The 15,861-nt window shown below is 62.2% G+C and carries 11 protein-coding genes; 9 read left to right on the forward strand and 2 right to left on the reverse strand.

Annotated elements, in window-relative coordinates:
- Positions 1 to 80: 80 nt before the first annotated feature.
- The 7 genes from AB6O04_RS00095 to AB6O04_RS00125 all read left to right on the forward strand — a co-directional run bounded on the left by AB6O04_RS00095 (position 81) and on the right by AB6O04_RS00125 (position 10,345).
- On the forward strand, positions 81 to 1,310 hold the full coding sequence (locus AB6O04_RS00095; protein ID WP_368561575.1) for a parallel beta-helix domain-containing protein: 1,230 nt from the start codon (positions 81 to 83) through the stop codon (positions 1,308 to 1,310).
- A gap of 3 nt (positions 1,311 to 1,313) precedes the next feature.
- A complete protein-coding gene (locus AB6O04_RS00100) occupies positions 1,314 to 2,459 on the forward strand; it encodes an SO2930 family diheme c-type cytochrome (RefSeq protein ID WP_368561576.1) in 1,146 nt (381 codons plus the stop codon).
- Positions 2,460 to 2,530: 71 nt separating this feature from the next.
- Positions 2,531 to 4,966, forward strand: coding sequence for a TonB-dependent receptor (locus tag AB6O04_RS00105; protein WP_368561577.1), 2,436 nt, complete (start codon positions 2,531 to 2,533; stop codon positions 4,964 to 4,966).
- 103 nt (positions 4,967 to 5,069) lie between these two features.
- Positions 5,070 to 7,175 (forward strand): ATP-dependent DNA helicase RecG, encoded by a 2,106-nt coding sequence (recG, locus tag AB6O04_RS00110; RefSeq protein ID WP_368561578.1) that lies wholly within the window; start codon positions 5,070 to 5,072, stop codon positions 7,173 to 7,175.
- 365 nt (positions 7,176 to 7,540) lie between these two features.
- Positions 7,541 to 8,479, forward strand: coding sequence for a nucleoside hydrolase (locus AB6O04_RS00115; protein ID WP_368561579.1), 939 nt, complete (start codon positions 7,541 to 7,543; stop codon positions 8,477 to 8,479).
- An 85-nt stretch (positions 8,480 to 8,564) separates the two neighbouring features.
- Entirely contained in the window at positions 8,565 to 8,807 is a 243-nt protein-coding gene (locus AB6O04_RS00120; protein WP_337342638.1) for a type B 50S ribosomal protein L31, read from the forward strand.
- 248 nt (positions 8,808 to 9,055) lie between these two features.
- A complete protein-coding gene (locus AB6O04_RS00125) occupies positions 9,056 to 10,345 on the forward strand; it encodes a citrate synthase (RefSeq protein ID WP_368561580.1) in 1,290 nt (429 codons plus the stop codon).
- A 265-nt stretch (positions 10,346 to 10,610) separates the two neighbouring features.
- Here the strand turns inward: AB6O04_RS00125 and AB6O04_RS00130 are convergent, their stop codons facing one another.
- Both AB6O04_RS00130 and AB6O04_RS00135 read right to left on the reverse strand, forming a co-directional pair.
- Entirely contained in the window at positions 10,611 to 11,273 is a 663-nt protein-coding gene (locus AB6O04_RS00130) for a hypothetical protein (protein ID WP_368561581.1), read from the reverse strand.
- 112 nt (positions 11,274 to 11,385) lie between these two features.
- The gene (locus tag AB6O04_RS00135) at positions 11,386 to 13,809 is read right to left on the reverse strand and encodes a penicillin-binding protein 1A (RefSeq protein ID WP_368561582.1); all 2,424 of its coding nucleotides are present in this window, start codon (positions 13,807 to 13,809) and stop codon (positions 11,386 to 11,388) included.
- 217 nt (positions 13,810 to 14,026) lie between these two features.
- Between AB6O04_RS00135 and AB6O04_RS00140 the strand changes: the two genes are divergently transcribed.
- Positions 14,027 to 15,085, forward strand: a complete 1,059-nt coding sequence (locus tag AB6O04_RS00140; RefSeq protein WP_368561583.1) for a pilus assembly protein PilM — start codon at positions 14,027 to 14,029, stop codon at positions 15,083 to 15,085.
- A complete protein-coding gene (locus tag AB6O04_RS00145) occupies positions 15,085 to 15,861 on the forward strand; it encodes a PilN domain-containing protein (protein WP_368561584.1) in 777 nt (258 codons plus the stop codon). Before AB6O04_RS00140 ends, AB6O04_RS00145 begins: the two co-directional genes overlap by 1 nt.

Here is a 15,861-nt window from a genome sequence, read left to right on the forward strand (position 1 = left end):
GGACAAGACTGCTTTCCACATACGCAGGCGTCCGGAGGACTTCCGGGCACCTGTGCCGTTCGGGTCAACGGGAGGGCAAGATGCGGCGATCGATTCTGGCGATGGCAGTAGCGCTGGTGGTGGTGGGGTGCAGCCGGCCAGCACCGGAGATGGGCACCGAAATCGCGGCTGCGGATGCCGCATTCGCCAAGACGTTCCAGGAACGCCTGCTGGACGCCAAACCCGGCGATGTCATCGAAATCCCGCCGGGACGCCACGCTTTCGATCGAAGTCTGAGCTTGCGTGCGAATGGCGTCACCCTGCGCGGCGCCGGTATGGACAAGAGCGTGCTGACCTTCAAAGGCCAGAAAGCCGGCGCCGAAGGGCTGCTGGTGAATGGTGATGATTTCACCATCGAGAACCTCACCATTGAGGATTCCAATGGCGATGGACTGAAGATCAGCGAATCCAAGAACATCACCATCCGTAGCGTGAAGGTGCACTGGACCGGAGGGCCCAGCACCAGGAACGGCGCCTACGGACTATATCCGGTGCTATGCAAGAACGTGCTGATCGAGGACTCGGTAGCGTTTGGCGCTTCCGACGCCGGTATCTATGTGGGCCAATCCGACGGAGTGATCGTGCGCCGCAGCCGCGCCGAATCCAACGTGGCCGGGATCGAGATCGAAAACACCATCAACGCCGACGTGTACGACAACGTCGCCACCAAGAACACCGGCGGCATCCTGGTGTTCAACATGCCAGGCCTGTCGCAGCAGGGCGGCAATATCCGGGTGTTCAACAATCAGGTAATTGCCAACAACACCGACAATTTCGGCGCCAAGGGCACACCGGTGGCGAGTGTGCCGGCCGGGTCCGGCGTGCTGGTCAACTCGAATGACGACATCGAGATATTCGGCAACACCATCGCAAACAACGTCACCGCCAACATCATCATCTCCAGTGTGTATTCGGCCGGCTACAAGGACTCCAGCAGGTCGGAGACTTTCGATCCCTATCCGGAAAACATCTATGTGCACAGCAACAAGCTGTCTGGTGGCGGCGATTCGCCAGACGGCTTGGACCTGAAGGCGCTGAAGGTGGCGCTATTCGGACTGCGCGGGAGCTTCCCGGATGTGTTGTGGGACGGCTACTACAACGCGCAGCGCAAGGTCGGTACTCAGGTCCGCGGCCCGGATATCTGTCTGCGCGACGTCAACGGTGTGGTGAACGCAGACGGACCTGGCGGCTATAAGAACCCGGACAAGGATGCGAAACGCTTCGACTGCGAGTTGCCGCGACTGCCTGCCGTCGATCTGGGCCGGGGCTGATCCATGTTGAAGGCGCTGCGCGGCTTGGCGATGCTGCTGTCGCTGGCGACGCTCGCCGCTTGCGGAAAGAGCGAGCCGGTACATTTTTTTGCCGAAGGCCAACCGACAGCACTGAGCGATTGGCATGTGGTGGAACGCGAGGATGGGCGCCTGACACTCAACAAAGGCGTCATTCCCTACGATCTCAACACGCCCTTGTTCAGCGACTACGCACATAAGCTGCGCACCATCTGGATGCCGGCTGGCGTGTCGGCCCGCTACAGCGACACCGGAAGTTTCGATTTTCCAGTCGGCACCATCATCAGCAAGACGTTCTACTATCCGCTGCCGTCAAAACAGCCATGGGATGGAAAATCGGTAGCGCGCACGTTGCCGCAGGATGATGCGCTCGAAAAGGAAACACTTGATCTGAGCAAGGTGCGATTGATCGAAACCCGATTGCTGGTGCATCGCAAGGAAGGCTGGATCGCATTACCGTACGTATGGAACGACGCGCAGACCGACGCAACGCTGGAACGCACGGGCGCGGTGATTCCGCTGGAATTGGTGGACGCAGCCGGTGCTAGGAAAGCAGCCAACTACCAAGTGCCCGACCAGAATCAATGCGCGGGCTGCCACGCTACCGACAACCGATCACGGAAGATCCAGCCTATCGGCCCCAAGGCGCGGCACCTCAATCGCGATTTCACTTATGCGGAAGGGCCCGAGAACCAGCTGACCCATTTGTCGCGCATCGGCTATCTCACCGGCGCGCCCGCACCTGGCCAAGCGCCCAGGGCAGCGGATTGGACCAACACAGTGCATGCGAGCCTGGACGATCGCGCTCGGGCATATCTCGACATTAACTGCGGTCATTGCCATAGCGCCACCGGTCCGGCGATCACATCGGGCATGTGGCTGGACGCTTCAACTCAGGACCGGCTCAGGCTGGGTTTCTGCAAACAGCCGATCGCCGCCGGCAAGGGCACGGGCAATCGGCTGTACGGCATCGTGCCCGGTGACCCGGACGCGTCGATTCTGGCGTTCCGCATGGATAGCGATGATCCGTCGGTGATGATGCCGGAGTTGGGGCGGTCGGTGATTCATCGCGAGGGCGTGGCACTGATACGCGAGTGGATACAGGCGCAGCAAGGCAGCTGCGAGATTTAAGGGGAAGGGAACCGTGATGCAGCGGCCGTCTGTGGCGGTCAGAACGCACAACCGCTTCTTGGGAGAGAGTGATGAAACTGATGCAACGCGATCTGGTCATCGGCATGCGTCGTGCCTTGTTCGGGGGATGGGTGGTGCTGGCGGCGTCGGGAACGGCCTGGGCTCAAGAAAGTGAGGCGCCCACCGACGCCACCACGCTGGATAAGATCACCGTGACCGCGCAGGGTCGCGAGCAGGAACTGCAGGACGTGCCCATCGCGTTGCAGGTGCTGAACGACCAACTGATCGATGACGTCGCCGCCGAGGACATGGGAGATCTGGACAGTTTCGTCCCGGGCCTGCGCATCAACAGCGTGCAGCCGACTCAGCCGGAAATTTCGCTGCGTGGTATCAGCACCGACGACTTCGGCATCGGCACCGACCCGGCAGTCGGCGTATTTATCGATGGCGTCTACACCGGCCGTAGCGGAGGCATCCTGTTGCCGTTGACCGATGTGGAGCGCATCGAAGTGCTGAAAGGTCCGCAAGGCACATTGTTTGGCCGTAATACCGCCGCTGGCGCGGTATCGGTGATCACCAAGCGGCCAAGCGATGAAACCGAAGCAGCCGCCAAACTGCGGCTGGGCAATCACGGCAAGCAGTACCTCGAAGCGATGGCCAATATCCCGGTCGGTGAACGGTCGGCGTTACGCTTGAACGGCCTGATCAATCACAGCGATGGCTGGGTGCAGGATGGCGCCACCGGCGAGGATTTGGCGGGCGATAACGTATGGGCCACGCGCGCGGCGTGGCAGCTGGGCCTGGGCGACAACACCACCGCGCTACTGAGCTGGGACCATGAAAACCTGGATCAACGCGGCCGGCCTACCACCGGTATCGTGCCGTTACCGCCGCCGCCCGGCCGGCCGACCGCACCGGCCAACCCGCTGGAATATCGAGACCCGCGTGATATCAGTACGTTCAACGACACCACCGCCAGCGCAGAATGGCGCACGTTCGATGGCGTGACGCTGATCGTTGACCACGCCTTCGAGTGGGGCCATCTGACCTCGACCACGGCTTGGCGTCAGTTCGATTCGCTTAATCGTGTGGAAGAGGACGGCACCAATCGGCCCGATCTCTATCTCGACTCCACCAATAGTGAAACCAACGAGAACAAATATCAGGAATTCAAGTTCAGCGGCGCCACCGACAAGCTCGACTGGGTGGCCGGCGTGAGCTATTACGAAGAAGAAGCGCGCCAGACCAGCGAGATCGATACCAACACGACAGCCGTCGATACCGCTGTCGCCAACTTGGGGCTGGCGCCGACGCCCGACGGAACATTGTTTGGATTCTTCTCGCAGGTGCTCGCTGCCAACGGCATTCCGTTGAGTCTGCTGGATCACGGCTGGAACGAGTCGTTCAACAACACGCTCAAGACCAAAGCCTACGCCGGGTTCGGCGACGTCATCTGGCATGTCAACGACAAACTCAATCTGACCTTCGGCCTACGATATACCCGCGACGAAAAGGACTTCACGTGGTTCAACGACATCCGCAATGCGCCGACGCTGGATGCCACGCTGGACGCGCTGGATGCCGCCGGCTTCTTCGCCTTGGCCGGTGTGCCCAAGGAAACCTTCATCTTCGATCTCGCCTTCATCGACCCGCCGGCGATGATGAACAAGGGCGTCACCAATCGCGCCAGCCAATCATGGAGCGACTGGAGCCCGCGCCTGGTGGTCGACTATCACTTCACCGAGGACATGATGGGTTATGCCTCGCTGGCGAAAGGTTACAAGGCGGGCGGCTTCAACGCGCTGCAGATCGGCAGTGAGTTCGACAACGAGGACGTCTGGAACGCCGAGGTCGGCATCAAGCAATCGTTCCCGGACGCACGGCTGGCCTACAACCTGTCGGTCTACTACTACCGTTACGACAATCGCCAGTCGATCCGTTTGGACAACACCAGTTCCATCCCGCGCTTCGTGGTCGATACCGGTGACGTGGAGGCCTACGGCGTGGACTTCGACATGCGCTGGCAGGTGACCGATGCGTTCGGACTGGATTTCAACGCGGCATACATCGACTCAAAGTACCGGGACTACGGCATCGAAACGCCGGCCGGCATGCTCGATTTGAACGGACAGCCCACGGGTGAACCCAATTGGTCGGCGGCCGTCGGCGGCCACTACGTCTGGCAACTGGGCAACGCGGGCGACCTGCGGCTGGCATTGCGCCATGCGTTCCGTGGCGCCTGCCGCAGCAATGATTACAGCCGGTCTTCCGGCGACTGCGCGGATTACCCGGCGTTTACCACCGGCGAATCGCAGAACCGTACCGACGTACGTCTGGGCTGGACTTCGGCGCAAGGTCATTGGACCTGGGCGGTATACGGGAACAACGTGTTCGACAACCGCTATGTCACTCAATTGAATGTCTACGGCCGGGAAGCGTTCGGTACCGTGGGCGGAGTGGTCAGCGAACCGCGGACTTACGGTCTTGAGGTCGGCTTGAAATTCTGACGCGGGTAAACACACGGCTGCGGATACGCTGATCCGCAGCCGCCAAACTGGCGCGGCACGCCCGAGGGTTTTGATTTCGGCGCGATCCCGGCATGCTTAGCTGATGCCGATCCGAAAAGGCGGGGCGTCCGTCGATCTCCAGCAGCAGCTATTGAGCACTTTGTCCGGAGTGGGTCCGCGCGTGGCCGAGAAATTGGCGGCGCGCGGTCTATCCACGTTGCAGGACTTGTGGCTGCACTTGCCGCTGCGCTACGAAGACCGCACGTCGCTGACGCCTATCCGCCTGCTGCAGCCGGGCGTTCCGGCGCAGGTGGAAGGCCGTGTGGAAGCCGTGGAGCGCGGTTTCCGCTATCGCCCGATGTTGCGCGTGGCGATCGCCGACGATTCACATTCCACGCTGGTGATGCGCTTTTTCCATTTCCGGGCGGCGCAGGTAGCGCAGTTCTCGGTGGGTGCGCGCGTGCGTTGTTACGGCACGCCCAAGCCTGGCCACCATGGGTTGGAAATCGTGCACCCCAGCTATCGCGTGCTGGGTGACGCCGACGAGGGTGAGCTCGGTGATGAACTGGATCCGGTGTATCCGGCCGTCGAGGGGATTGGTCCGGCCACATGGCGCCGGCTGATCGGGCAGGCCTTGGACAAGTTGCCGGACGAGGCCACGCTGGAGCTGCTGCCGGCGGATTCGCTGCGCGGTCTGAATTTGCCTTCGCTGCGCGACGCCTTGCTGATCATGCATCGCCCGCCGCGCGATGCCGATCTTTTGGCGTTGGCGGTGGGCGCGCATCCTGCACAACGCCGACTGGCGCTGGAAGAATTGTTGGCGCATCACCTGAGCCTGCGGCGGCAACGTATTGCCATGCAGCGGCACAAGGCACCTGCGTTGACCGGCAAAGGCCGGCTGGCAGCCGATCTACTGGCGTCGCTGCCATTCAAACTGACGGGCGCGCAGCAACGTGTGTTCAAGCAGATCCGTGCCGACCTGAAGCTGCCCATGCCCATGCTGCGGCTGGTGCAGGGTGACGTAGGCAGCGGCAAGACCGTGGTCGCTGCATTGGCGGCGATGCTGGCGGTGGAGTCGGGCCGGCAGGCCGCGCTGGCCGCGCCGACTGAGTTGCTGGCGGAACAGCACCTGGCCAATCTGCGTGGCTGGCTGGAGCCGTTGGGCGTAAAGGTGGCGTGGCTGGCCGGCAAGGTGACCGGCAAGGCGCGCACGGCGGTGTTGGCCGAGATCGCCTCCGGTGCGGCACAGGTGGTGGTCGGTACCCACGCGTTGATGCAGGAGGCGGTTACTTTCCACAACCTGGCGCTGGCCATCGTCGATGAGCAGCACCGCTTTGGCGTGCACCAGCGGCTGGCGCTGCGCGACAAAGGCGCCTCGGGTACGTCGGTGCCGCATCAATTGGTGATGACCGCCACGCCGATTCCGCGCACGTTGGCGATGGCCGCCTATGCGGACCTGGATGTGTCGGCGATAGACGAATTACCGCCGGGCCGCACGCCGGTGCACACCGTGGCGTTGAGCGCAGAACGACGGCCGGAGCTGGTCGAACGCATTCGCGCCGCTTGCGCCGAAGGCCGTCAGGCTTACTGGGTCTGCACCCTGATCGACGACAGCGATGAGGTCGTCGCGCAAGCGGCCCAGACCACCTACGAACAACTCTCCGCCGCTCTGCCCGAATTGCGTATCGCGCTGGTCCACGGGCGCATGAAGGCTGCCGAGAAGCAGGCGACCATGCGCGCATTCAAGCAGGGCGACGTGGATCTGCTGGTGGCAACCACCGTCATCGAAGTCGGCGTCGACGTGCCCAATGCCTCGCTGATGATCATCGAGAACGCCGAGCGCCTGGGCCTGGCGCAGCTGCACCAGCTGCGTGGGCGGGTGGGGCGCGGTGCGGCGGCGTCCAACTGCGTACTGTTGTACCAACCGCCGCTGTCGATGATGGCCAAACATCGGCTGGCGACCATGCGCCAGACCAACGACGGCTTCGTCATCGCCGAAAAAGACCTGGAGCTGCGCGGCCCGGGCGAGCTGCTGGGCACCCGGCAGACTGGCCTCGCCACCTTCCGAGTGGCCGATCTGGCGCGCGATGCAGGCCTGCTGCCGCAAGTACGCGAATTGGCCGATCGCCTGTTGTCCGAATCGCCGGATGTCGCCGATCGCATCATTGGCCGCTGGGTGGGCGGCGCAGCGCGGTATGCATCGGCTTAGCCCCTCGTTCGGCTGCTCGTAGAGCGGAGCTGCGCCCCGCGATAGTGCCCAGTCAGTAGCGATGAGGCCGTCGCAACGGCAGGCGATAGCGAATAGCCGCCTTTCATCCCCTAAAGGCGCTTCTCGTAGAGCCGAGCTTGCTCGGCTGCTCTTCTGCCTTTCCACGTGATCGCAAAGAGCAGCGGAGCAAGCTCCGCTCTACGACAACCGGCTATTCGCTATCGCCTGCCGTTGCGACGGCCCGATGGCTACCGACCTGTCGCTATCGCGGGGCGCAGCTCGGCTCTACGAGACGTCCCGACCCAGCGACTTTCCCCCGCAACCCGGTAGTGAGAGACTCGGCGGCTCATACAGAGCGAAGAGATATGGCGAAGAAAATTCCCTTGCTGATCGATACCGACCCCGGTGTGGATGATGCGTTGGCGTTGCTGATGGCGTTCAACGATCCCAGGCACGAGATCGTCGGTCTGACCATCGCCGCTGGCAACGTTGGCCTGGATCACACCGTGCGCAACGCGCTGAAGTTATGCGAAATCGTAGGTCGTGATGATGTGCCGGTCTTCGCCGGCTGCGCCCAGCCGCTGCTGCACCCGGCGCGCGACGCGGCCTACGTCCACGGCCGCGACGGGTTTGGCGACATCGGCTATGTGTCTTCATCCCGTGTGGCAGAAAGCGAGCACGCGGCGCTGGCGTTGCTTCGCTTATCCCATGCGCATGCCGGCGAGCTGGTGCTGGTGGCGCTGGGGCCACTGACCAATATCGCCCTGGCGCTCAAGCTCGACCCCACCTTGCCGCAACGGGTTGCGCGCTTCGTCGTGATGGGGGGCGCGGTAACCGGGCACGGCAATATCACCCCGGCGGCCGAGTTCAATATCTACTTCGACCCCGAGGCTGCCCACGTGGTCTTTGAGGCGTTCGGGCGATTCGATCTGGCCGACTGGGAAGCGACCATCGCCCACGGCCTGCACCATGACAAAGTGGTCGACTGGCTGAGCGCCGATTCGGCTCGTGCCCGGTTCTACGCCGGCATCTCGGAGAAGACGCGGTTGTGGTCGATCGACCGCCGTGGCGACTATTGGTATGCCGCTGACGCGCTGGCGATGGCGTTCGTGCTGGAGCCGCAAGGCGCCCAGGAGCTGCTGGAGCGGCCGGTGGCCGTCGAACTGCAAGGCAGCCATGCGCGTGGCGCTACCGTGGTCGATTGGCGGCGGGAAGGTGGCCATCCGGACAAAGCCAACATTCTGATGCGCTACGACCAGGAGCGGTTCGAAGGCTTGATCCGGGCGGCACTGGCGGCAGTCTGAGGAATCCGCCGAAAGACCGGGTTGCGCTGGGGGCGGTGAGCGGGCTAAAATGCCGCTCTTCCCTTCCTGAAACCCGGTGCCCGCCATGAAGGCCGACATCCATCCCCAATACCGCGACGTCGTCTTTTTCGACGTCACCTCCGACTTCAAGATCCTGACGCGCTCGACCCTGAGCAGCAAGGAAACCACGAAGTGGGAAGACGGCAAAGAATATCCGCTGATCAAGGTCGAAATCTCCTCGGCCTCGCACCCGTTCTACACGGGCAAGCACAAGGTCATGGATACCAGCGGCCGTATCGACAAGTTCCAGAAGCGCTACGCGCGCTGATCATTACTGTCTTCGCTGCACAGCGGCCGCGCATTGCGCGGCCGTTTGCGTTTGCGCCGAAATAAGTAACAGGCGCCGCGGGCCCATTACCGACCGGTCTCATTCTTTGGTCTGATTTTGGTCCGTTTCAGAGCGACGGCTCCAAATACGGTATGCGATAATTTGGTTATCCAGGGTTAATTCCATGGACTCCCGTCACACGTCGCCTGGGTAACCGGTCGGCGAACCCCCATGAAGGAGCGCACACTGTGTCCGAATTTGACCAGGTCACGCTGAATGCAGGCGACAAATCGGTAGCCCTGCCAGTACTCAAGCCCACGCTTGGCAATGATTGCATCGACGTTTCCAAGCTGACCAAAGAAACCGGGCTTTTCACTTACGACTCGGGTTTTACCGCTACCGCCAGCTGCAAGTCCGCCATTACGTACATCGATGGCGACAACGGCGTGTTGTTGTACCGCGGCTATCCCATTGAGCAGTTGGCGAAGAACTCCAGCTTCCTGGAAGTGGCGTATCTGCTGATGAACGGCGAACTGCCCAGCAAGACGGAGTTCGAAGCGTTCGATCATGAAGTCACGCATCACACGATGATGCATGAGTCGCTGAAGAACTTCCTGGGCGGCTTCCACTATGACGCGCACCCGATGGCCATGTTGTGCGGCTCCGTGGCCTCGCTGTCGGCGTTCTACCACGACACCTTGGACCTCAACGATCCGGAACAGCGCCGCCTGGCCGCGATTCGCCTGATCGCCAAGGTGCCGACGATCGCCGCTGCCGCGTACCGCTATTCGATTGGCTGGCCGATCCGTTATCCGCGCAACAACCTGGACTACGTCAGCCGCTTCCTGCACATGATGTTCGAAGTGCCCAGCGAGCCGTTGGAACTGAATCCGGTGGTCGCCAAGGCGCTCGATCTGTTGTTCATTCTGCATGCGGACCACGAGCAGAACGCATCCACTTCCACCGTGCGTCTGGTCGGTTCCACCGGCGCTAATCCCTACGCTTCGGTTGCCGCTGGCATCGCCGCGCTATGGGGACCGGCGCATGGCGGCGCCAACGAAGCGGTGCTGAAGATGCTGGAAGAGATCGGCGACGCCAAGAACGTGGCTTCGGCCGTGGCCAAGGCCAAGGACAAGGAGTCCGGTTTTCGCTTGATGGGCTTCGGCCATCGCGTGTACAAGAACTTCGACCCGCGCGCCAAGATCATTCGAGAAATGACCCACAAGGTCCTGGGCGAACTGGGCGTCGACGATCCGCTGCTGGAAGTGGCTATGCGGTTGGAAGAAGCCGCGCTGAAGGACGACTACTTCGTGCAGCGCAAGCTTTATCCCAATGTCGATTTCTACAGCGGCATCATCTACAAGGCGTTGAAGATTCCCACCGAGATGTTCACGGTGATGTTCGCCATCGGCCGCACCGCCGGCTGGGTCGCGCACTGGCTGGAACAGCAGGTCGATCCCGAAGCCAAGATCGGCCGCCCGCGCCAGATCTACACCGGCTACGATGTGCGCGACTACAAGAGCCTGGATCAGCGCTGAAAATACTGATCTTGATTTAAGTAGAAAAAGCCCCGCATCGCGGGGCTTTTTTTCTGGCATGTGACCCGTTTGAAGAAATACGATTCATTAAGGCCAGTATCGTCTCTCGCCGTTGTGGCACCGATTTCCGCAAGGTAGGAGCGGCGTCCCGCTGCGAGCTCTTCCTCAGCGGGCAGGCAACGCCGATAAGCTCGCGCCGAGACGGCGCTCTTACGAGACGGTTGGTGGCAGGTGATTGATTCCGGGCAATGGCTGCAAAAACATCCTAGCCTGCGGCATGACGGGTGTCCGCTTCATAGCCCGCGATCTCTTCTTCCGCCAACAGCTGTCGCAGCTGCGTCGCCGAAGCGCGTTTCATCGGCTTTTCATCGATGCTGGACAATGGCGCCTGTCGCAACGCATCGTGCGGCAGCACCGTGATGTCGAAGGTCAGGTCCTCGGCGCTGAAAACCCATACCGGCAGATCGGCGCTGCGCTCCCGGTCCATGCGTAGGCGGCGGCTGCGCGATTCCGCGGGAATACGATGCTCTTCCAGGAAGCGTGCGACAGCATCCAGGTCGTCACTGTGCAGATGCAGATGCACGGGCGAGTTGGCATCAGCCGTGCCGTCGAGGACGGGACCGATCAAGCGGGGCGAAAACGGCTCGAAGAATGCCAGTGCGCGCGCGGCCGCTTCGCGACGCGTGCGCAGCCCGGCGGAGTGCGATTCGCCCGCGAACAAGCGCTGGTATTCGCGCAAGGCATCCTCGATTTCGCGATTGCGCGGCAGTGAGGCGTCGTCATGGATGCCCAGTCGGCTGGCGGCTTTGAGCTTGGCCTGATGGAAATCGCGAATGCCGCCTTCGGCCATCAATCGGGCCGCCTCATGGGCGAGACGGCGACGGCGTTCGCGGGTGCGGGTCTCAGCGTGCTGACGAGCGTGATGCATGGTGAGCCTCCGCGTCGTGACTTGCGGCGACTGTACACGATATTCCATGAACATCTGATGGCGAGGAAGGCGGCGCATCCGCCTTCCTCGTCAACGTTTCGTGATCAACAACTCAGAAGATATCGAATGCGGCTTCGTCCGGCACCGCATCTTCCGGGCCGAACAGATCGAAGCTCTGGATGCGCTCCATGTCTTCGACCTTGATCCATTCGGTTGCGCCATTGAGGGTGACTTGCACCATTCCCTCAGGCGGATCGTTCGCGGCGATGGGCTTATCCTTCAGCGCCACGCGCATGTAGTTGATCCAGATGGGCAGGGCGGCTTTGCCGCCGTATTCGCGATAGCCCAACGAACGGAAGTCGTCCCGCCCGACCCACACGGTGGTCGCATACGGACCGCCAAAGCCCGAAAACCAAGCATCTCGATGGTCGTTGGTCGAGCCGGTCTTGCCACCGACATCCTCGCGATTCAGCACCTTGGCCGCAGTGCCGGTTCCGCGTTGGACCACATCGCGCATCATGGAAATCAGTTGATAGGCGGTGCGTTCGTCGATGGCGCGTGGCGCGGTGACGGTGTTCGGATCAACGGGTTTTTCGGGTTCGACGGGTTTGGTGGTCGCTTCGGGTTTAGGCGCCGAGGACTGCAGCGGTCCAAGATTGAAGCCGTCCACCACGTTGCTGGCAGGACTGGCGGTGCCGTGTTGCGATTGCCCGCAGCCGCGGCAGGCAATAGCAGGATTTTCTTTGAAAACCACATTGCCCTCACGGTCCTTCACTTCGTCTATGAACCATGGCGTGACTCGCGAGCCGCCATTGGCGAACACCGCATAGCCGCGCGCAACCGACAGCGGCGTCAGCGAGGCGGTTCCCAGCGACATCGACAAGTTGGGCGGAAGCTCGGCCTCTTCGAATCCGAACTGGCTGATGTACTTGCGGGCGAACGGAACACCAATGCCATCCAACAGGCGCACAGGCACCAGGTTGCGCGACTGCACCAGCGCTTCCCGCAGACGCATCGGCCCGCGGAACCCGCCGCCATCGTTCTGCGGTCGCCACATATGGCCGCGACGGTCGCGGAACACCACTGGCGCATCCAGCACGATCGAGGCCGGGTTGAAGCCTTTCTCGAATGCAGCCGCGTAGAGGAAGGGCTTGAAGCTGGAGCCTGGCTGGCGACGCGCCTGTGTGGCGCGGTTGAACTTGTTGCCGGCGAAGCTGTAGCCACCAATCAGCGCGCGCAATGCCCCATTGTTGGCATCCAGCGATACCAGCGCAGCCTGCGCACGCGGTAGCTGGGCCAGAACGAATTCGCCCTCGGCCTTGCCCGCTTTGATGCGCGCCACGTCACCGCGCTTGAACAGTTTGGCGGGTGTGCGATTGGTCCATCGGCTGGCCGAGGCGGGCAACACCAGTTCGGTGCCATTGGCCAGCACCAGCGTCGCGCCGCCGTCGCTGTGCGTGCTCGCGACGATGCCGGGAATCAGGCCGGCCTGCGGCGGAACCCCGTTGAGCTGCGCGGCGATTGCCGCTGTGTCCGCATCGGCGGCGATGTCGAAATGGCGCTCCACGCCGTTCCAACCATGGCGGCGGTCATAGAGTTCCAGTCCGTCGCGCACCGCTTGATCGGCGGCCAACTGCAAGCTGGCGTCGATGGTGGTGGTGACGTGATAACCCTTGGTCAGGATGTCCCCCCCAAAGCGGGCGATCATTTCCTGGCGCACCATTTCGGCAACGAAAGGCGCATAGACCTCCACCGGCCGCTCGTGCGGTTTGGCATGCATCGGTTCGGCCTTGGCGTGGGCGGCCTCGGCGGCGGTGATGTAGCGGTCCTCGAGCATCCGGTCAATGACGTAGACGCTGCGCTGATGGTTCCGTTCCGGGTTGCTGATGGGGTTGCCGCTGGACGGAAACTTCAGCGCGCTGACCAACGTGGCGGCTTCCGCCAATGTCAGCTGGTCCAGCGGTTTGCCGTAGTAGTACTCGGCAGCGGCGGCCACGCCATAGGACCGATTACCGAAAAAGCTCTTGTTGAGGTACAGCTCCAGGATCTCGTCCTTGGTCAGATCCTCCTCGATGCGCATCGCCAGCATCATCTCCACCAGCTTGCGGGTATAGCTGTACTCGGAACTGAGGAAGAACTGCCGCGCTACCTGCTGGGTGATGGTGCTGCCGCCCGCTACGCGGCCTTCCTTGCGACTGACGATCTGCCAGACGGCCCGGCCGATGCCGGTGTAGTCGATGCCGTTGTGGGTATAGAAGTGGGAGTCCTCGGCGGCGATGAAGGCCTGCTTGACCTTGTCTGGCACCTTCGCGATCGCCACGGGGTAGCGCCGGGTCTCGCCGAACAAGCCGATCAGCCGGCCATCGCTCGCGTATACGTAGAGAGGCTCCTGCAGCTCCACGTTGCGCAGCGACGGAACGTCGGGCAATTTGGAGGAAACCACGTAATAAAGGCTACCCAGGCCGATAAGGCCCAGCAGGGAGACGCCGACGAACGCGATGAGCGCCCACCGGATCAAACGACGGAAACGGGGCATCCAGTGCTTTCCGATTGCAGAATTCTTGGGGTCAGAGTATAGATGAGCGATGGGCCCGCCTGAGGCGATCCCGGGGGAAACAGGGACTTGGGGGACAACCTTCGTGAAACGTGACAAGCCGCACAGCCACGAAAACATAGGTTGCCAAGCGTAAAAAGTTAGTTATTAATGTGGGCGTCAGCAATATCGTCCATTGCCCGTCGGAAGGGGAAAGACCGTGGGGCTCATCCCAAAAAGCCAGTCGCCGCTTATTGGCGTCGACATCAGTTCGACTGCGGTCAAGCTACTTCAGCTTTCCCGCGTCGGTAACCGCTATCGCGTGGAACACTACGCGGTCGAGCCGCTGCCGCCTAACGCGGTGGTGGAAAAGAACATCGTCGAGGTCGAGGCGGTGGGCGAAGCCATACGCCGAGCGGTGACGCGCTCAGGCAGCAAGGCCAAGTACGCCGCCGCCGCGGTAGCTGGGTCGGCAGTGATCACCAAGATCATCCCCATGCCGGCGGATCTTGACGAGAACGATCTGGAAGCCCAGATCGAACTCGAAGCGGTGAACTACATTCCGTACCCGATCGAGGAAGTGAACCTCGATTTCGAGGTGCTGGGTCCCATGCCCAACAACCCCGAGATGGTGCAGGTGCTGCTGGCGGCCTCGCGCTCGGAGAACGTCGAGCTGCGGCAATCAGCCCTGGAGCTGGGCGGATTGACCGCCAAGGTCATGGATGTGGAGGCTTTCGCGGTCGAGAATGCATTTGCGTTGTTGGCCAGCGATCTGCCGATTCCACAGGATGGTGTGGTTGCTCTGGTCGATGTCGGCGCCACCATGACCACGCTGAATGTCCTGCGCCGTGGCCGTAGCCTGTACAGCCGCGAACAGGTGTTCGGCGGCAAGCAGCTCACTGACGAAGTGATGCGCCGCTATGGCCTGACCTACGAGGAAGCCGGCTTGGCCAAGCGCCAGGGCGGCTTGCCGGAAAGCTACGAAATCGAAGTGCTGGAACCGTTCAAGGAAGCCACCGTCCAGCAGATCAGCCGTCTGCTGCAGTTCTTCTACGCCGGTAGCGAATTCAATCGGGTCGATCAGGTGGTGCTGGCGGGCGGTTGCGCCGCACTGCAGGGCCTGCCGGAGATGGTCGAGGAACAGTTGGGCGTGGCCACTGTCGTCGCCAATCCGCTGGCGCAGATGACCCTCGGCCCCCGTGTGCAGGCGCATGCGCTGGCGCAGGATGCTCCGGCACTGATGATCGCCACCGGCTTGGCTTTGAGGAGCTTGGACTGATGGCAAAAATCAATCTACTTCCCTGGCGCGCCGAGCGGCGCGTCCAGCGGCAGCGCGAGTTCTACGCCATGCTGGGCATCGCAGCCTTCGCTGGCGTGTTGCTGTCTTTCTTGCTCTGGTTTCACTACGACCGCCAGATCAGCGGCCAGCAGGCGCGCAATCAGTTTCTGGAAACAGAAATCAAGAAGGTCGAAGCGCAGAACGAGCAGATCAAGGAACTGGACAAGCAGAAGGACCGGTTGTTGGCCCGCAAGAAAGTCATCGAGGAACTGCAGGCCAACCGCTCGCAGATGGTCCATTTGTTCGACTCTCTCGTCCGCACCGTGCCTGACGGCCTGGCGTTGGCCAACATCAAGCAGGAAGGCGAGGTACTGACGCTGCAAGGCCGCGCCCAATCCAATGCGCGCGTCAGTGCCTACATGCGCAATCTGGAAAGTTCCGGCTGGATGACCAAGCCTGACCTGTCAATCATCGAGGCGAAGCCGGAAGACGGCAAAACCCCGTTGGCGACCAGCCAGAGCCGCGAACTGCCTTACGCATTCACGCTTCAGGTCCGCCTTGCCAACCCGAATGCCAAGACGGAAGACGACGGTAGCGTTCCTGCGGATGGCGCGGCAGTGGAAACAACCGGACAAGCGGCGGCTGCACCGGCGCCGGTTGCTCCGGAAGGCGCCGCTCCCGCTTCCATGAATCCGGCTGCGGCGCCGTCAGCGCCCGCCGCAAGTCCAGCTCCGGCGCCGGCTCAGCAGCCCGCCAGTGCGGCACCGGCGAATTGA

It is taken from the genome of Pseudoxanthomonas sp. UTMC 1351, assembly GCF_040948865.1.
In the GTDB taxonomy this organism is placed as follows: Bacteria; Pseudomonadota; Gammaproteobacteria; order Xanthomonadales; family Xanthomonadaceae; genus Pseudoxanthomonas_A.